Below are 17,434 nucleotides of genomic sequence, written 5' to 3'. Positions count from 1 at the left end.
CCCCCCCCCACCCCCCCCCCCCCCCCCCCCCCCCCCCCCCCCCCCCCCCCCCCCCCCCCCCCCCCCCCCCCCCCCCCCCCCCCCCCCCCCCCCCCCCCCCCCCCCCCCCCCTTTTTAATGATACGGCGACCACCGAGATCTACACCACCAGCACATCGTCGGCAGCGTCAGATGTGGAGAAGAGACAGCCGCAGCCTACGCCGACTACACCGCCGCCGCCGCCGCCGCCACCACCGACGCCGCCACCACCGACGCCGCCACAGCCGCCGCCGGCGCCGCCGGCGCCGCCGCAGCCTACGCCGCCGCTACTGGTATATGGTCAGCACTCGAAGCGGATTGTGCGTCTCTTGAGGCCGCTCCGGAGCAGGCGTCAGATCTGATGTCCGAGCCGCTCTGGCTGGCGGGGCTTGAAGAGAACACGCGGACGGCACAGCCGGACTGGGCTCAAAAAGCCATGGAAGCCTTCAGGCAGGGGGCTTTCGGGCAAAAGGGCGCCTGGCAGCTTCTGCCCAACTGGTATTTGGCCCTCTTGCCGGAGCGCCCTGGGCAGCGCCCCGGAAGTCTGTTTGGAGAGCAGGCCGATATCGAGATCGCCACGCAGCCCGATGCCTTCTGGATGGTTTCTGAGAACCGGAGTGAAGAGGATGTTCTTGCCGATATTGCAGAGATTGCGGCAAGGCATTCAGACACAGCAGGCGTCGATGCGGTTGCCAAGGCTGCTTCCTTTGAGGACGCGATTGCAGAAGCAGAAAGCAACCTTGAACCACAGGCCCCGGCGGCGTTCCAGTTTGATGTGGCTCACGAAAGGGTCACAGCCAAAGCGCCGGACAATACCGCAACAGACCCGGAGACTGCGCAGGACCTTCTGGACGAAAGCCGCCGCAAGGCACAGCATCTGACCGAACGGTTGACGCGGACAAATTCGGATCAGAGGGTGCGAAACTCTGTTGAGGGCCTGACAGATGTGCTGCCGGAGCGCGCTGCCGATCTGCGGCCAGGGCTGCTGCGGTCCCGGGCGCGGTCCGTCGAGGCCGATGCGGCCGCCTATGCAGATCCACACAATGAAGAGCAAGAGCTCTTCCCCGATGCGGTTGCCGCACTTTTGGACCTGTCGGAGACCGTTCGGGATTTACAGGGCTGTTTTCCGCAACTGCGGGAAATAGAAGCTGAAATTACGGCTCTCTCGCTTGACCCGGCCAAGATGGGCGACGTCAAGGCCGGGCTGGATCAGATCGCAGATGCGGCTGCCGCCCAAGGGGACCTCGTCGACCGGTCTGCTGTTGACGCTCTCCAAAAGATGGAAAAACTGGCAAGTGAGCCAGCGAGCGCGATGGTCAGACAAAAGCGGATCGCCGAGTATACGCTTGTTGTCCGGAACTTTGTCTCGGTGGTCGCGCGCAAAGCCCTGGACAATGCTTTTACGCGCGAAGCTGCGCGGTTGTCCTCGGATGTTTATGAAAAGGCCCGGCCGAAGATTGTTGACGGTCTTTCCGACGGAGTGGGCAGCATGGCAAAATCGGTCGTTGTCATACCCATTGCCTTCTTTATCGGGAAGATTTTCGGACCTGTGGCCGGTGTGGCGGCGGCCGCAGCCGGTTTCGGCAAGGTCGACCGTCTGGTGTCTCTTGCCGAAAAGTGGCTCAACAAAGCAGCTGCCTCTGACGGCGCAGTGGATGGAAAGCCGCAAACGCCGGATGCAGAAACTGAGGGAAATCCGGAGGCTGAAGAGCCCGGCCCGGATGTCACGCTGGACGCCTGACCCTTACCAGCCCTCATCTCCGCCTGCGGCTGAAGACCATTTTCTGATTGGCCAGTTTCTCCTGGGGGCCGATCCAGGCATAGGCGAGGAGGGCCGGTTCGCTTTTCGACACCGTGATGCGGTGGGTGTGTTCCGGCGGGTTGAAGATCATCGAGCCGGGGGCGTAGACGCCCTGGTGGTTTTCCGAAACGGCGCCGGAGAGGCACAGGTAGCTTTCCGAAATACCGCTATGGGCGTGGGCCGGATAGGTGCAGCCGGGGGCAAACAGGACGAGGCCCAAAATGACCTCCGTGGTCAGGACCGGCCCGTTCGGCCCGCAGATCTCGGCATAGGCATAGGTGCGGTCGAGGCCGCGCGGCACTTTTTCATAGCCATATTGCCAGATCAACTGGTCCTGGATGCTTTCAATCGCCCGGATCAGCGGCGCCGTGCGCTCCTGGCGCCCCTCATCCAGCGCCCGTTTCAAATGGGCGGTGACGGGTTTTTGGGCCGGGGCGTCAAAGCGGATTTCGGCTTTCGATTTGCCGACGCGGCTGATCGCCTCGCGCACGGCGCGCTGGTGGGCACGGATCTTGTCGCTGCCGCCGGAGGACAAAAACCGGTAGGCCTCATAGATTTCCCGCAGCAGATAGCCCCAGTCCGGATAGTCGGAGAGCCGCTTGTGGGCCAGAATGTCCGGGCTCGGTGTTTGGTCTTCCAGCATGTCCTGTCCCATTTTCCCGTCTCAGGCGGACGGGACCCTATCCAGAGTTTTGGGCAAATGCTTGCCTTGGAGCGGCATACCGGGACGCATATCCGGCATGTCAGGCCGGGGAGCAAACATGTCTTGCGCGAGCGGCGGACAGGCGTAGCCTGTCTGTTCTGCGGATTGTTTTCAAACGGATGTTCAATATGTCGATTGTGATTGTCGGGGCCGGGATTTCCGGCCTGTCCACCGCCTGGGCGCTGACCAAACGGGGCGTCCCGGTGACGCTTCTGGAACAGGGGCCGATCCCCAATCCGCTCTCCGCCTCCGGCGACCAGCACCGGATCATCCGACGGGCCTATGGCGGCAAGGGCGGTTATCAGCGCCGGATCGGGGCCGCGTATCAGGCCTGGGACGAGATGTGGGCGGATCTGGGGCGCAAACATCTGGTGGACACCGGCTATCTGGTGATGTCCCAGCTTGAGGGCGATGGGGGGGACAGCTACCGGGCCGGGCTTTTAGAGGGGGGGTATCCGTTTGAGGATCTGAGCCCGGAAGAGGTGGCCCGGCGCTATCCTTTTGTGGACCCCAAGACCATCCGTTTCGGCCTTCAAAGCGCGGAAGGGGGTGCGCTGCTGTGCCAGAAGATTGCAGAAGACCTTAAGAACTGGCTGCGCTTGAACGGCGCGGATGTGCGCGAAAACACCCGTGTGAGCGCGGTGGACGGGGCCGCCGGAACGGTGACGCTGGAAGGGGGCAGCCAGATCACCGGTGATCATGTGTGTGTCACCTCCGGCGCCTGGACACTGGGGCTCTTTCCCGGTCTTGAACGCAGCCTGACCACATACCGCACGGCAGTGGTCTATCTGGCGCCGCCCGAAGATCTGCGCAAGGCCTGGGAAACCGCGCCGGTTATTCTGGACCCTGGCGGGCGGATTGACGGCTATGTTCTGCCCCCGGTGGCCGGAACAGGCCTCAAATTCGGCGCTGGCATTCACAAGTATAAAGCCGGGCCCGGCGAGGACAGGACCCCCAAGCCCGGAGAAGGCGAAGCCTTGCGCAACCATTTCGCGCCGCCCTTTGACCGCATCGAAGACTATGAGGTCAAGGACGTGGTCACCTGCGCCTATACCTTCACTGCCGATGATCATTTCTTTGCGGTGACCCAGGACAGGCTGTCGATTGTCTCCGCCTGTTCCGGCCATGGCTACAAGTTCGGCGCGGTGGTCGGCCAGAAACTGGCAGGGGGCTATCTGTCAAAGGATCTGGAGGCCGCCCGCATCTGGCTGGAGGCGCGGGACTGAACGCCTGGGTTCAAGGGCTGGGCGGTTCTGTTCGTGCCTTCAACTTTTGCGGGAATTTAAGCCTTTCTTTACGGCACTCCACTCAGACTTTAGGACAGGTTTGAAAAGGCTTGCCGCGCACCATGACCCTTTTTTCGATCATCCAGCAGTCCAGCCAACAGCAGTTTGAGCTGAAGATGAAGGGCAAGGTGCCGCTTCAGCAGTCAAGCACCGGGCAAAGAAGCCGTGAGGATGCTGCTCGCCAGACATCTGCGGAAAAGCTGAAAGATCTTGGAGCGGCGCTTGTTGACACAACCTCGGGAGAGACGGATGAAGCGTCTTCCGAGGGCGAGGACATCTTGAAAGACTTCCAGGACGCGGTCGACCTGAACAGCACGCTGACGCGGGCCGTGAAAGACAACGCGGATGCGGAGCGGGATCTCAGGATCGACCGGATGGCGCAGACAATTGCGCGTATGAAGGAAGAGCTGAAATTCGCGACCCCGGAAAAGGCCAAGCGCATGCTGCGCGAATTGCAGCAGATCGCCAAGGACTTCCGCTTGGCGGCCGTTGAGCTGCGCAAGGCGGCGGAAAAGATCGGCCCGGACCTGCCGAACGGCGCCGTGGATGTGGCCGCCGATGCCACCAGTCTGGCGATCGACCGGAAACTCGGGCCTGAAGAGGTCCCTCCTGAGGATCTGGCCCGGTCTGTTGAAGGACCTGCGGCGGTTCTGTTCAATCCCTTGGGGCAAACGGCGCAGCTGCCAGGTCAGGACCAGACTGCGGCAATGGCTGGTGGGCTGGGGCCGTTTGAAGACAGTCTCCTGGCTGGGCTCCCGGCGGAAAAGGATGCCGCCTATTTCAAAGACGCCGTCTATGCCTATGCGGCGGCTCAGCACCAGTCGGACAGTGCCTACCGGCAGGGCCGCATTGAGGGCATGCGCGAAGAGCATGACAGGCTGATGCAGATTTTTGAAGAAATCGAACTTCTGGCTGGAACCCTGGAAACGCTGGCCGACAAGGAGGACGAGGACGTTCAGGAGGCTTTCGCCGCGCTTTTTGAGGATCTTGCGGAAGGGTTCAGCCTGCTGGATGCGGATGATCTGCAGCAATTCCTCGGCGCAGGCCGCTATGCGCTGCCGGATGCGGCCGGTTCCGGGGCGGTTCCAGGCCTGTCCACTGTCACCGTGACAAGCCTGACAGTGGAAACATCCGTGTCGGTTTCTGTCTCAGGCGTCGTCGTCTGAGACGTGTCCGTCCGGAGCGGCGGCAGGTTTTGGGTCCGCGCAGCTCCGGACAGGATCGGTCAGGCCTTGGCCCGGCCTTCTTCCACCGCATCCAGAATGAATTTCGGCAGGGCGAAGGCCGCCGCATGCACCTCGGGCGTATAATAGCGCGTCTCGAACCCGGCCGCCTTGAACCGCTCTTCCAGAACGGAGACCGCCTGTGTGCGCAAGTCTGCATTGTCGCTGGCCCAGCCAAGGGTCATGTGGCCGCCGAAATAGGTCGGGATCGCCGCGATATAGGCGGCCCCATCCTGGAAAATGCGCGAGAAACGCGCAAGGCTGGTGACCAGCTCGTCCCGCTGAAGGAACGGCACGCCATTTTGGGTGACCAGCACCCCGCCGGGCGTCAGCATTCGGTGGACATTGCGGTAGAACTCTTCGGAAAAGAGCACGGCACCCGGCCCGTGCGGGTCGGTGCTGTCCACGATCACCACATCGAAGCGGCGGTCCGTTTCGGCGGCAAAGGCCATGCCATCCGCGATGACCAGCTCAAAGCGGGGATCGTCCAGAACACCCTTATTGAAGGCGCTGAAATGCTCCTTGGAAAAATCGACCACGGAGGCGTCGATTTCCACCTGAACCAGTTTGTCGACCGTGCCGTGTTTCAGCACTTCCTCGGCCAGGCCGCAATCGCCGCCGCCGACGATGAGCACCTGCCGGGCCGCTCCATGGGCGATGATCGGCACGTGGGACATCATCTCGTGATAGATGAATTCGTCCGCCGTGGTGACCTGGGTGACCCCGTCCAGCATCAGGATCCGGCCAAAGACCGGATTGGAAAAGAGCACCAGATCCTGATGCTCCGTCTTTTGCTGATACAGGATCTCGTCGCAGCTGTAGCTGACCTGGACCCCCGGATAGAGGGTTTCATTGAAGACGAGGCCGTCGCTCATTCCGCCGCTTCCATGCTGTGGGGCTTGGACAGCTGGTTGGCGACTTCGCGCCCGCGCAACAGTTCCGAAACGGCGGTCTTGCCCGGGTTGAAGGCCTTGTTCAGCACATCAACGCATTTTTCAGGCCGGGCATCGCCGCACATGAAGACGTCAAAGGCGGCATAGCCAGCTTCCGGCCAGGTGTGGACCGAAATATGGCTTTCCGCCAGCACCGCAACGCCGGATACACCGGCCGGTTCAAACGGATGCAGGTGAATGTGCAAGAGGGTTGCCCCTGCCTCTTCGACGCAGGTCCGCAACGCCTGTTCCACATGGGGCAGGTCGTCGAGCCGTTCGGCATCGTAAAGGTCAATAATCATATGCGCACCAGCGCAGTGGACCCCTTCTTTCTGAATGAAGTGATCCAGACGGTCGTCGGCATAAACGCCGTGCGCCGCAGTCGAAACGTTTTCTTCCTTCTGGGTGGTGCTTCTTGGCTCGGCAACGCTGTTTGCGTCTTCTGCTACACGAGCCTCCAAGTCCATCCCCAGTTCGAAGAGGGCGTTGCTTTCCATATCGCTCTCCCAAACCAGCAGATGTCCCCGGTGTTGAATCCGGAGCGCACTCCATACAGAAAAGAGTGTTTCATCTCAATGAGAAATCTGCAAAATCGTACTGCAATTTTTGCAAACAAGATGTGAATAGCTGCGTGAGCTTCTGGTCTTCCAGAAAATCATTTCGCCATTTGAGAGACTTAGCTGTGGCGCTTGAGATCAAACGTTTAACAGGCGAAGATTTGAAAAAAAGTCTGCCGGACCTTGCCGGATTGCGCATCTCGGTGTTTCGGGACTGGCCTTATCTTTATGACGGCTCCCTGGCCTATGAGGAAGATTACCTGAAGCGCTATGGCGAGAACGAAGGCGCGGTTGTGGTTGGCGCCTATGAGGGCGGCCGTCTGGTGGGGGCGGCCACCGGAGAGCCGCTGGGCGCGGGGCTGGAGGCCTTCCGGACGCCTCTGGAAGCGGCGGGTCATGATCCCGAGCAGATCTTTTATCTGGCGGAATCGGTCCTTGATCCGGCCTATCGCGGCCAGGGGATTGGTCACCGGTTTTTTGAGGGGCGCGAGGCTCATGCACGCGCGCTCGGCTACCGGGAGGCGGTCTTCTGTGCCGTCCTGCGTCCGGACGACCATCCGCTGAAACCATCAGGCTACAGGCCGCTGGACCCGTTCTGGCGCAAGCGCGGTTATGAGAAGCTGGACGGAGTTCTTGTGACGTTTCCCTGGTTGGATGTGGGCGCGGCAGCCGAAACGGACAAGCCGATGCAAGTGTGGCACAGGCGCCTGTAAGACGCGCCCATGCCCTTGAGATGTCATAAGATGACGCGGTTGCCGCTTATTTCAGCGTCCAGCGGATGGTGACATTGGCCGCAATGGTTTTTTCGCCGGTCTCGATCGGCACGGCGGCCGCCTTGGCAGTCATCATGCTTTCTGCGCGCATCATCATCGGGCGCGGCATCTGGGTGCCGGTTTCGGAAATGGACAGGATTGCGCCGAGCTCCACCCCGGCAGCCTGCGCAAACACCTCCGCCTTGTGGCGGGCTTCGGCCACTGCCGCCTTGCGGGCCTCATCCAGTTTGTCGTCCGGATCGCTGACTTCAAAGCGGATGCCATCCACCGCATTGGCGCCGCTTTCCACCACAAGGGTCAACAGGCCGCTGAGCTTGGCCAGGTCCCGGACATTGACCTCAACCCCGTTGCGCACCTCATAGCCGATAATCTCCGGCTGGCGGTTCTCATCCCCCTTCAGGCGCTCATAACGGGGATAGATGCCAAAGCCGCTGGTCTGAATGTCCTTGGCCTCAATGCCCTGGCCCTTGACGGTTTCTATCACCTTGGTGAGCGCTGCCGAATTTTGTGACAGTGCGTCATCTGCGGTTTTGGCGCTGGAAACAACGCTGGTGGTGATGACGGCCATATCCGGCACCACGGACACCGTGCCCCGGCCGTCCATGGTGATGCTACCGGTCACCGGGGCGGAGGCGTCTGCAAGGGCAAGGCCGGGAGCGGCCGCCACCAGCGCCGCACCGAGGCAGGCCGCAAGGGCCAGACGGCGGGGACCCTTGTGGGCCGGGCCCGGCAGGGCACTCAGGAAACCGGTCATGAAACTGTCCTTTCAAGTCACTTTGATCTGGCAGCGAAGATTGTCGGTCAATGCGGCGAGTGTAAGGCTTGCACGTTCAGCTTGCATTCATTTTCAGCAGCGTCTCCAAAGGGTTCCTTGGAAAGCCTCAGATGCGGCGGGCGGACCTGCACGCCTCACGTGCGCGGGGCAGTCGGCGGCTCTGCGCCGTTCAGGCCCACATCCCCGGTTTCCGACAGGAGCACGGCAATGGGGCGCGTACTTTCAAACCGGGCGCAGACAATCACGATCATCACCGTGAGCGGCACACACAGCACCATGCCGACCACGCCCCAGATGGCGCCCCAGAAGGCCAGCGACAGCATGATCACCAGGCCGGAGAGGTTCAGATTGGAGCCCATCAGTTTGGGCTCCACCAGATTGCCGACCGTAAACTGGATCAGCCCGAGCCCGGTGGCAATGGCAAAAAACGGCCCCAGCGTATCGTAATAGACGATGGCCAGCAGGCTGGGAAAAAGAACGCCGATCAGGGAGCCGATGGTCGGTATGTAGTTCAGCAGAAACGCGATGAAGCCGAACAGGGCCGCGTAAGGCAGGCCGATCAGGATCAGAACCAGGCTGGTGAGCGCGCCTGTGGCCACGGAGACGGCAGTTTTGATGGAAAAATAATGCATAATCGAGCGGTTGATTTCCGCCCGGATGGCAAAGGCGGCCCGGGCCCGTTCCGGCGACGAGAAAAGCCGTTCGAATTTCCGGTCAAAGGTGGATTGTTCCAGCACCAGGAACAGCACATAGATGAAGACCAGGCTGGCGGAGCCCGCAAGGGTTGTCACCAGACTGGCCCCGGCGGTGACCATGCGCGGCACCACGGAATCCGGCAGAAGATCCTTCAGCTCAACCGGGTCATTCAAATCCAGATGGGCTGAGATCTGGTTGAACAGCTCTTCCAGGCGCCGCTGATAGGTGGGGGCGTCCTGGGCCAGCTGGCTGAGATTGACCGTCACAATGTCGAGCACAAAGGTGCCGGCGGCAAAGATCGACAGGAGCGCCAGGGGGAAGGCGAGAAGTCCGGGCAGGTGCCAGCGCCCGATGGGCACTTTGCGGAAGAGATGGGCGAGCGCATTGATCATGTACCAGACGATCAGCGCTATGACGAAGGGCAGAAGCAGGGACCGGCCGACCACCAGCAGCCAGCCGGTCATGAAGACAAGCAGGACGGTGAGCGTGACGGACAGAAGAGGGCTTCGCATGGGGGCTCCGGCAGGTCGATGGGCAAGAGGTGAGTCTCAAACGCCCCCAGCGTCGCACAAAGCGCTGGGGCAGGGGAAGGGTGTGCGCTTGACGGTCCGGGTCAGCGCTTGGGGTTCGCCGCCGGGCCTGTCTTGAGGCGGCAGGCAGCCCGGGCCTGATTTCGGCGCGTTTTGCCCCGCCCTCCCAATATCTCCTGTCTTCCGCGTGCTGCCTTGGCTCCTTGAAGGCGCCGGCCCGGGCCGTCTGCCCCGGCCGGTATCCGGGCCAGGCCCCCGCCGGCGGCCTGTCCCAGACCTTTTTCCGCAAGTGCCCGCAAACCCCTTGCTCCGCCGGTCTGCCATGGTATAGGGAACGATGAGCAACCCGCGCCAGACGTTTTGTTTGGCGCTGTGGGCCTGTAGCTCAATTGGTTAGAGCCGTCCGCTCATAACGGATTGGTTGGGGGTTCGAGTCCCTCCGGGCCCACCACTCCACTTTTGGGGTGTTGAAATATAAGCATAATTTCCTCTTATTGACCCACTGTACCCGTTAAAACCGGAAAGTGGGACATTTTTGCGTGACAGATAACTCTTGCGTCTGTTGTAACCTTCGTCAGCAGATGTCTTTGCGTTTGCAGCTTTGGTGTAATGATGCGCCATCTTCGGATCACTCCAGCCAAAGATTGCCATGAGCTGAGTTTCAGTTGCTCCAGATTCTGCGAGGATGGTCGCTGCGGCTTTGCGAAGACCGTGAGACGAGCATTCCGTTAAACCGGCTTGATCGCACCACTGGCGCATCTTGTTGCCGAACCCGTTCGAAGAAAATGGCTTTCCATATTTTGTTTGAAGGAACGTTTTTTGACCCGCGGGAACGGTTGCTAGCGACTCTCGAAGTTCGTCAGTTATTGGTAGACTGATACGCTTCCCATTGCCCAAGCTTCCGCCTTTGCTTGTGATGAACTCGATACGATCCCCATTGATGTTACTTGGCCCAAGTTTAACAACGTCTGAGCGTCGAACACCAAGATTAAGCATGAGTTCGAATGCAACACGTGCCGTGGTGCCGATTGGGTACATAGCGCGAAATGTAGTTAGTTCTTCTTCGGTCCAAGTATGGAATCCATCAGACTTGTTGAGGTTGGGAATCCCTTTCGCAGGATTTTCCTCTATAGGAAATCGACACATGATATCTTCGTCGGAAAGTGCCCATTCGAAGAGTGATTTCAAGTACTTTACAAGCTTGTCTGCTGCAGCGGGTGTTTCTCGGCGCTTCTGTCGGCTAGCCTTTACGTCTTTTGTGCGAAGTTTCTGAAAAGGCAAATCTCCAACTGTTTTACAGTATCGACCGAGCACGCTTTGCTTATCACGCTGGGTGTTTGGCTTGTTTTCTATAAAGGGTTCGGATTTTCGGTATTGTTCAAACAGCCAGCCAATCGTGCCTGGCTCCCATCTGTGAAGGCGTACTTTTTCTTTCGCTTTAACTTCACCTGACATCACGCGGTGATATTCTGCTGCAAACGCTTCGGTGATGTTTCCGTGCTCATCGAGATAGGGTGACTGCATGCGGTACTTAGACTGTTTTGGCCTTCTGACATAGATTCGAACATTTCCGTGCCGATCTATATCAGCCGTACAGTATTTGAACGGAATTTTCTTCCGTTTAGCCGATGATGTTGTCGAATGGATTGATGCCATCGTCCTTACCGTTTTTAGGGTGCTTCTTGGCTAACTGGTTCCAAGACTGTTCGATTGACTCAAAGTCCCACCTCTTAGTCGCGCCAACTTTCACGCCTTCTGGCATCCATCCTTGCTCGACCCATTTATCGAATGTTCCTGCCGAGATTTCAAAAAGATGGGCTGCCGTCTCTCGACTAACTCCGAAGATTTTCGAGGTTTTCTGTTTTCGTTTGCTCATGTCGTTATCAGTAAAATTCTTTTTGCTGACTCTCGAACGCTTGGCCTCGTTTTGCCAACATATGTCTGCGGAGGCATCGTACAACTTCACTGTTCATTGAAGAAGCATTCGCCGCCGCTTCAGCTTCCAGAAACTGCTTAATGTCAGGTGGTACTCTGAGTAGGATCCGAGGGTAGTTCCGTCTAGTCATTGAAAAAACTCCATTTTTCACGGGACCAAGCCTACGGCTGGCGGAGTTGTATGTCAATGACATTAAAGTGACATCATTGCGCAAGTTGTGGGACCGCTGTTAGGTGTCAGTCATGGCTAACCAAACTAAGTCTTCGCAAAAAGGGTTCATGCTGAGAATGAGCCCGGAATTGCATGAGCGGTTGTCTGCTAGCGCAAGGGTGAACGGTCAGTCTCTAAACGCAGAGATCAATGCTCGGTTGGAGGCTTCCTACAATGAGGGAGTTCTCAGTCGGTTGAACTGGCTCTTGCAGCAAACGATTTTGCTGATGGGAGAACATAGATTCTCAATATCATTTTTGGCTGAGGGCATTGGTGAAGAGAGCTCTATTCACCTGGAGAAGGTGTTCTCAGGAATGGAAGAGCCTACGTTCAAATTACTCGATGATATTGCAAATTTCTTCGGTTCAAATCCGGATTGGCTGAAACATGGTTTCGGTCATCCATTCAAAGTTGAGTTGCAGACTTCCTATGGAGAGAGCTTTGTAGAATCCTTAAAACGTAATGGATCAGCTCAAGTTTATTTCGTTCGATCAAAATCACCTGAAGGACAGGTAGCAGTTGTCTGGAATCGGGAGGGTTTGGAATTTGCTACGTACTCAACACGCATAAATTTGAGTACGATTGTCGGGAGTACAGGAGAGAATTATATCAAAGACCTGCAGAGGTCGGTGAGATCGCTTCATTACGCTCATATTGCTATCAACGGAGTTTTGATGGAGCCAGATGACTTTACCAAGCTGGTCTTCGGTGATCGACACCCCCTCTTACTGATTAGGGATGCTGTATCGTCATACTGGGTTAGTGATTTTATGGACCTCGGCGACACTGAAGAGCTCGTGATATCCATGGAACATTGGCAGGGGTACTCGGACTTTGCGCAAATGGTGTCCAATTGGAAGAAGTCGACTGGAACGTTGGCCTGAGGCTTTGTTGATTTGTGTGTCAAACTGACGTACAATTTAAACTGGCGATGAATTGCAATCGATACGAACAACGGAGGCCATTATGTTGGGAGCGACGGATCTCGCGTCTTCTCTGCCAGAGAAGAGCGATGCCAGGCTGAACATCCGCACGAAAGCCTCGATTAAGGCGGCCATTGAAAAAGCCGCTGAGCTTTCTGGTATGGATCTCAGCACATTTACGACGAACGCCGCATTGCTGCGTGCGCAGGATGTGATTTCAGCGCACGAACGGACGGTGCTGGCGCCAGTCGATCATGCCGCGTTCTTTGATGCTCTTGAGCGTCCGGCTGCTCCGACAGAGAAGCTGTTGGCCGCGGCGAAGCTGCACAAGGAGATGGTTGCTGACAGTGAGTAACATATCGCGGCCTCTCAAATTCGAGCCGTTCGATCCTGACAAACACGATCGAACGGCTTTTTCATGTGGTGTCGACCAGGTTGACAATTATTTCAGGAAAACAGCAAACAAGCTCCAGAAAGCCGGAAATGTTCGGGTGTCTGTGCTGCTCGATGCGGACGAGCAATTGCTGGGCTTCTACGCTGTCAACGCCCATTCAGTCGATTACGCCGAGTTGCCAAAAAAGTTTGCTCGAACGCGGCCGAGCCACGGTTCAATCCCAGCTGCCTATATTTCGATGATTGGTGTTGATCAGAGGTTCCAAGGGAACGGACTAGGCGGGATTTTGCTCGTTGATGCTTTGAAAAAACTCGCCCATGCTTCTGAAACACTCGGCATAGCTGTGGTGCTCATGGATGTCCTAGACTGCGGAAACGAGGAGGCAATCAAACGGCGGTTAGCGCTATACACAGGCTATGGTTTCTCAAAGCTTGAAAACGCACCACTTCGTCTCTTTCTTCCCATTCAGGACGCGCAGGCTTTGCTGATCTAATGAGGTCTCTGCTCCGAGCGAAGCCAAGTCCATTAAGCCACTAATTTCAGAAATTGATTAGTGGCAGCCGCTAATAAACAAAATCGGCATTTTCTTTAATAAGGGTGACGTGGCTCCCGTCTCTGGATTGTTCCATGCGCCATTGTGAGCCGCCTCTGGAGGCGTAGCGCCCGCAAGGGGCCGCGGTTCGAAATCAGATCTCCTTAGTAGCCGTTCATTGCAAACGACCAAATGAACAAAAGGGCGGGAAGCGGGCATTCGATGCAGCGGCATTGTGAAATGGAAGAAGCATAGAGAGCAGTCATTGAACCCATGCAAGTTTCGGAGGAGATCTTAACGCACTCCAGCCAGACACGCCTGAAACTTAACCGCTGCTCGATTTCGCCAAAATAGGAGTGAAACTTGGATTGGACGCAAAGCAATGGCGTATCTCAATCGAAGAACGACCAATCAACCGAAGCTGTTATGGGGCTCGACGTTTCAGAGGGCTTGTGACCAGACTGGCCATTGCAAATGGGAAAGCAACCATAGTGATTGAGAAAATCGCTCAGGAAGAAGTTTTCAATGTCAAAAAGGTTCTCATTTCCGTAGTTGCTGAGAACTTCTGCGGAGTAGTACGTAAATTTTACTTTCTGTGTTTTTGCGTAATTGCTAATTCCCGTGTTGCCGGATTGGCCGGACAGATGGCCGCCGAGTCTCTTGAAGAGGCTGTTCTGCTTTGACTCGCTCATCCCGATGTAAATCAGCTTTGTGTTCGCGAAGGGATACACGATTTCACTTTCCGTTAAATAGATGAAGTAAATGCCCACGACGCCGCGAACAAACTTGATTTCTTGCTCGCTAAGATTGTACGTTTGTGTGAATAATATTCGCATTTTGCAATACTAAACAAGGGTATAAGCCTTGACCACAGAAAACATCAAGACAGCCTCCGAGGTCATTGCCGAGTTTCTCGACGCCCAGGCCAAGGACGAATCCCTCGACCCGGACACCGTGGCCGCTGTCAGCACTCTTCGGAAGGAAGATGATCTAAGTAAGGTCAAGCTGCTGCGGAAGCTGGAAGAGGTGCGCAAGGCCGCACTCAAGGCCGATGTGGCGAGCGCAGAGGAGGCCGGTGATGACTAAAGTTCGCAAGATCACCGTCTCGCGCTTTCGCGGTGCTCGCTTCGATCTCCCCCTCGATTTTTCAAAGAGAACGAAGAGCGTTGCTATCTTTGGTGAGAACGCATCAGGCAAGAGCACGATAACAGACGCCCTTGAGTGGTTCATTCATGACCGCGTGGACCACCTGTGGCGAGAGGACTGCAAGCAGGACTCGCTGCGCAATGTTCTGGCCGATGACAAGCCCAGCAGCGTCGAGCTGGTTTTTGATGGCACTGACTGCAACGGAACCAAAGCGCTCTCAGAGGCGCTGAAGACCACAGCCACATTCGCGAGCGACAATGCGGAGCAGCTTGTTGCCGACCTGAAGAGTGACAATATCATTCTCAGGCACGCTGAAAGATGTGCTTGCCGAGACCGTCACCAACACAGGCGTCAAGACGAAAACGATCATGGAGACCTATTTCGATCTGGCGGATTTTTCTTCGCTGACCGAGGCAGCCAAGTCTGCGCACCTCAAACTGCGCGACTATCTAAAAGAGCTGAAATCCGCCTTTGATGACAAGAGAGTTTTTGAGGCCCCCGCTGATTTCGATGCTGAACTGAAGGCGTTGCGTTCAGAATCTGAAAAGGCCGCGGAGCAAGCCAAAGAAGCCGCGAAGAAGCTGCAGCTCACGGAACTGGAGAGGAAAGTCGCCGCCGCGCTGACCAGGCTCAAGACCGCCAGCGATCAAGTGAACGACTTTGAGAGCTATCAGAGCATAAAGGGGGCTTACGAAGTCCAAATTATCACGCTTTCCTCAATGCTGGATGCCTTCATCAAGGTTCAGAACGGGGCTCTGCAAGCTGTGCTGGATACCATCAGCGATGATGTCGGGAAGTTCTACACGGCGCTTCATCCCAAAGAGAGCGTGGACAAAGTGCGCCTGACTATGGTCGGGGATGAAGGTGTCGAGTTCCAGTACGCTTTCCATGGCAAGGCGACCCAGCCGCCACGTAAATATTTGAGCGAAAGTCACTTGAATAGTCTTGGTGTGGTGCTGTTCCTCGCCAACGCTCGCATTTTCAACAAACACGCCAAGTTCTTAGTGCTGGACGATATCGTCACAAGCTTCGATACTTCGCATCGGCGTAGGCTCTTACGTCTTCTGCGGGACGAGTTCTCCGATTGGCAAATTATCATCCTCACGCACGAGAATATCTGGTTCGACATTATCAAGAGGGAAATGGGGCAGCATGGCTGGATTTTTCATGAGGTCCGGTCAGACGGTGCTAATGGCATCCTTCTCGAAAACAGCCCCGCGACGCTGAAAGAAATCATCGAACAGAAAAAGGGCAAGGAAGACGTTACCAATGACCTACGCAAGCTACTGGAGCTTGTCCTCAAGAACATCTGCCAGGCACTTGAGGTCAAGGTGGCCTTCCGCTTCAACGACATCAACGAGAAGCGCATGTCCGATGAGCTGATCAGTGCGCTGAGATCAACTTTAAATGACAAGTCACCCGATCTGCTGGATACGCAAATCTTCTCCGATCTGGCAGGTTCGGCCCTCATCGCCAATCTGGTCTCTCACGATAACGCCGAAAAAATTGTCGGCGAGGACATCGATGTGTTGCTGGAAGATATCGAGAAGCTGGTCGCCCTCTTTGTCTGTGAGCATTGTGGTCGCCATGTTCGCGCAGATGTCAATGTGCCGGGTGAGAAAGCCATAGCCTGCAAATGTGGGAAGTCTCGATTGCCTTGGAAAACTTGAACTCTGCACGGCGTGCTTCCTCTGAATTCGCGACAGCCGCGAATGGCAGAAAATCAGGTCGCAGCCGCAGCATCCGAGCAAGGCGCAGAGAGACCGGTATCCACGGGACCAAATTCTGACTTAGCATGCGTCCAACACCAATGGGTTGAAGGGCCTGCGATAGGTGAGTTTGAACGGAAACTCTCGAGAAGCTGCGGCGCAGCAATAACGAATTTGACGAATGTCGGCTTAGGGCCGGTTAACCCCGCACAGATTGCTTCCGTGCGGGGCCTGTCTCAGTTCAGGAAACTCAGAAGCGTATCATCAAACAAGTCCGCTTCTTCGAGTTGAGGCGTATGCGCGCTATATTCAAATAGAGAGAAAGCCGGTTGGTTTTCCTCTGGCAGATAGGGAAACCATGTTTCCAATGGCGCAACCAGATGATCATGCCTTCCCATGCAGATCAGAAGAGGCCCCTGAAGGGTCGAGAGTGCACTCCGGGTATCGTAGTCTCGGAATGCTGCTCCCCAAAGGCTGTCCATAATCGGCATATTGACATGAACATCCTGCCAAAGATCCGTCGCATCGAAATTAGGATCGAACCAACTTCGAGCTCCCATTGCGAGACACATCCAGATAAACCTCCGGTTCGGTTGGGCTTCAATCTGATCTGACATCCATTGCAGATCCTGTTCGAGCTTTTTCTTTCGATCAGGAGAAGCAAGCATGTCCCAAATGCGTTCACCATAGGCCATATTTCTCGGTGCATGGTTCGGGCCAGTGCACACAAGGATAGTCTTTCCCACCAGATCCGGGCGACGCCGGGCAAATTCCAGCGCCATATAGCCATGGCCCGAATGCCCCAAAATGTCTGTTTGAGTCAAACCTAGCGTTTGGCACATGGCAGAAAGATCATCAATGATCGTCTCCAATGCGCAATCATGTGCATTGATGGCTCTACTGACCGGTGCAAAGCCGCGGTGATCAACAAAGATCAGCTTTCTCTTTGTGCGCAAATGCGCTGAAAATGTGCGGGGGTAAAAGATATGGCTACCGATGATGAGCAATGGGGCGCCATCGCCCTCAATGCTGTAGCCTAGAGAATATCCATCACGTTGGATTTGCCCTTTATGGGCCTTGAGTTTTTCCATAACAAATTATCCGCAAGAAACAGTTTCTTGCGCTCCGATTTAAGTCGCTAAATGTTCGACCGAGAGCAAGTCAACCGGTCGACGATGAAGACGCTTCAATCTTCGCTAACGGATAAGTTTCATGGATTTCTCTTGTCCAGCGTAAGAGTGGGTTTCAATCGAATACCCCCCCTAAGAACGATTGGTCAAGTTGGTTCTG

Annotated in this window: 18 protein-coding genes, 1 tRNA gene and 1 pseudogene; 12 read left to right on the top strand and 8 right to left on the bottom strand. The window is 56.5% G+C overall.

What is annotated here, in order from left to right; translation table 11 throughout:
* The first annotated feature begins 379 nt into the window (after positions 1–379).
* On the top strand, positions 380–1,759 hold the full coding sequence (locus ACXAH0_RS02165; RefSeq protein WP_475188723.1) for a hypothetical protein: 1,380 nt from the start codon (positions 380–382) through the stop codon (positions 1,757–1,759).
* 13 nt (positions 1,760–1,772) lie between these two features.
* Here the strand turns inward: ACXAH0_RS02165 and ACXAH0_RS02160 are convergent, their stop codons facing one another.
* On the bottom strand, positions 1,773–2,474 hold the full coding sequence (locus tag ACXAH0_RS02160) for a dimethylsulfonioproprionate lyase family protein (protein WP_475188720.1): 702 nt from the start codon (positions 2,472–2,474) through the stop codon (positions 1,773–1,775).
* A gap of 176 nt (positions 2,475–2,650) precedes the next feature.
* Here ACXAH0_RS02160 and ACXAH0_RS02155 point away from each other — a divergent pair, with 176 nt between their 5' ends.
* The gene (locus ACXAH0_RS02155) at positions 2,651–3,748 is read left to right on the top strand and encodes an NAD(P)/FAD-dependent oxidoreductase (protein ID WP_475188717.1); all 1,098 of its coding nucleotides are present in this window, start codon (positions 2,651–2,653) and stop codon (positions 3,746–3,748) included.
* A 122-nt stretch (positions 3,749–3,870) separates the two neighbouring features.
* Positions 3,871–4,974, top strand: coding sequence for a hypothetical protein (locus ACXAH0_RS02150; RefSeq protein ID WP_475188716.1), 1,104 nt, complete (start codon positions 3,871–3,873; stop codon positions 4,972–4,974).
* A 59-nt stretch (positions 4,975–5,033) separates the two neighbouring features.
* Here ACXAH0_RS02150 and speE read toward each other — a convergent pair whose 3' ends face one another.
* A complete protein-coding gene (speE, locus tag ACXAH0_RS02145) occupies positions 5,034–5,906 on the bottom strand; it encodes a polyamine aminopropyltransferase (RefSeq protein WP_475174645.1) in 873 nt (290 codons plus the stop codon).
* Positions 5,903–6,460 carry an adenosylmethionine decarboxylase gene (gene speD / locus ACXAH0_RS02140; RefSeq protein WP_475174642.1) on the bottom strand — a complete coding sequence of 186 codons (558 nt, stop codon included), beginning with the start codon at positions 6,458–6,460 and terminating at the stop codon, positions 5,903–5,905. Before speD ends, speE begins: the two co-directional genes overlap by 4 nt.
* 221 nt (positions 6,461–6,681) lie before the next feature.
* On the opposite strand from speD, the gene ACXAH0_RS02135 reads away from it, so the two are divergent.
* Positions 6,682–7,233 (top strand): GNAT family N-acetyltransferase, encoded by a 552-nt coding sequence (locus ACXAH0_RS02135; RefSeq protein ID WP_475188713.1) that lies wholly within the window; start codon positions 6,682–6,684, stop codon positions 7,231–7,233.
* Between the two features lie 46 nt (positions 7,234–7,279).
* Here the strand turns inward: ACXAH0_RS02135 and ACXAH0_RS02130 are convergent, their stop codons facing one another.
* Positions 7,280–8,047, bottom strand: coding sequence for an SIMPL domain-containing protein (locus ACXAH0_RS02130; RefSeq protein ID WP_475188712.1), 768 nt, complete (start codon positions 8,045–8,047; stop codon positions 7,280–7,282).
* A 155-nt stretch (positions 8,048–8,202) separates the two neighbouring features.
* Positions 8,203–9,276 (bottom strand): AI-2E family transporter, encoded by a 1,074-nt coding sequence (locus ACXAH0_RS02125; RefSeq protein ID WP_475174637.1) that lies wholly within the window; start codon positions 9,274–9,276, stop codon positions 8,203–8,205.
* 392 nt (positions 9,277–9,668) lie between these two features.
* Here ACXAH0_RS02125 and ACXAH0_RS02120 point away from each other — a divergent pair.
* Positions 9,669–9,745: transfer RNA gene (locus ACXAH0_RS02120), tRNA-Ile, on the top strand.
* 200 nt (positions 9,746–9,945) lie between these two features.
* Here the strand turns inward: ACXAH0_RS02120 and ACXAH0_RS02115 are convergent.
* Positions 9,946–10,290: pseudogene (locus ACXAH0_RS02115) on the bottom strand (tyrosine-type recombinase/integrase); the annotation flags it as partial.
* Positions 10,291–10,915: 625 nt separating this feature from the next.
* A complete protein-coding gene (locus ACXAH0_RS02110) occupies positions 10,916–11,170 on the bottom strand; it encodes a helix-turn-helix transcriptional regulator (protein ID WP_475188709.1) in 255 nt (84 codons plus the stop codon).
* Between the two features lie 302 nt (positions 11,171–11,472).
* On the opposite strand from ACXAH0_RS02110, the gene ACXAH0_RS02105 reads away from it, so the two are divergent.
* From ACXAH0_RS02105 to ACXAH0_RS02075, 7 genes are all read left to right on the top strand, one after another.
* Positions 11,473–12,324 carry a toxin-antitoxin system HicB family antitoxin gene (locus tag ACXAH0_RS02105; RefSeq protein WP_475188707.1) on the top strand — a complete coding sequence of 284 codons (852 nt, stop codon included), beginning with the start codon at positions 11,473–11,475 and terminating at the stop codon, positions 12,322–12,324.
* An 82-nt stretch (positions 12,325–12,406) separates the two neighbouring features.
* Positions 12,407–12,718 carry a type II toxin-antitoxin system TacA family antitoxin gene (locus tag ACXAH0_RS02100; RefSeq protein ID WP_475188705.1) on the top strand — a complete coding sequence of 104 codons (312 nt, stop codon included), beginning with the start codon at positions 12,407–12,409 and terminating at the stop codon, positions 12,716–12,718.
* A complete protein-coding gene (locus ACXAH0_RS02095) occupies positions 12,711–13,250 on the top strand; it encodes a GNAT family N-acetyltransferase (protein WP_475188703.1) in 540 nt (179 codons plus the stop codon). The genes ACXAH0_RS02100 and ACXAH0_RS02095 overlap by 8 nt, the downstream gene beginning before the upstream one ends.
* A gap of 491 nt (positions 13,251–13,741) precedes the next feature.
* The gene (locus tag ACXAH0_RS02090; RefSeq protein WP_475188702.1) at positions 13,742–13,972 is read left to right on the top strand and encodes a hypothetical protein; all 231 of its coding nucleotides are present in this window, start codon (positions 13,742–13,744) and stop codon (positions 13,970–13,972) included.
* Between the two features lie 181 nt (positions 13,973–14,153).
* On the top strand, positions 14,154–14,375 hold the full coding sequence (locus tag ACXAH0_RS02085) for a hypothetical protein (protein WP_475188700.1): 222 nt from the start codon (positions 14,154–14,156) through the stop codon (positions 14,373–14,375).
* Entirely contained in the window at positions 14,368–14,910 is a 543-nt protein-coding gene (locus ACXAH0_RS02080; protein ID WP_475188697.1) for an AAA family ATPase, read from the top strand. Before ACXAH0_RS02085 ends, ACXAH0_RS02080 begins: the two co-directional genes overlap by 8 nt.
* A complete protein-coding gene (locus ACXAH0_RS02075) occupies positions 14,804–16,105 on the top strand; it encodes a hypothetical protein (RefSeq protein WP_475188694.1) in 1,302 nt (433 codons plus the stop codon). The genes ACXAH0_RS02080 and ACXAH0_RS02075 overlap by 107 nt, the downstream gene beginning before the upstream one ends.
* 275 nt (positions 16,106–16,380) lie before the next feature.
* On the opposite strand, the gene ACXAH0_RS02070 is transcribed toward ACXAH0_RS02075, so the two are convergent.
* Positions 16,381–17,235 carry an alpha/beta fold hydrolase gene (locus ACXAH0_RS02070; protein WP_475188693.1) on the bottom strand — a complete coding sequence of 285 codons (855 nt, stop codon included), beginning with the start codon at positions 17,233–17,235 and terminating at the stop codon, positions 16,381–16,383.
* Between the last annotated feature and the right edge of the window lie 199 nt (positions 17,236–17,434).

The sequence above is a fragment of the Roseibium sp. AWQ4_290 genome, assembly GCF_056160985.1.
Note: the sequence above shows the minus strand (reverse complement) of the source record. Positions and strands in the feature narration are given on the sequence as shown.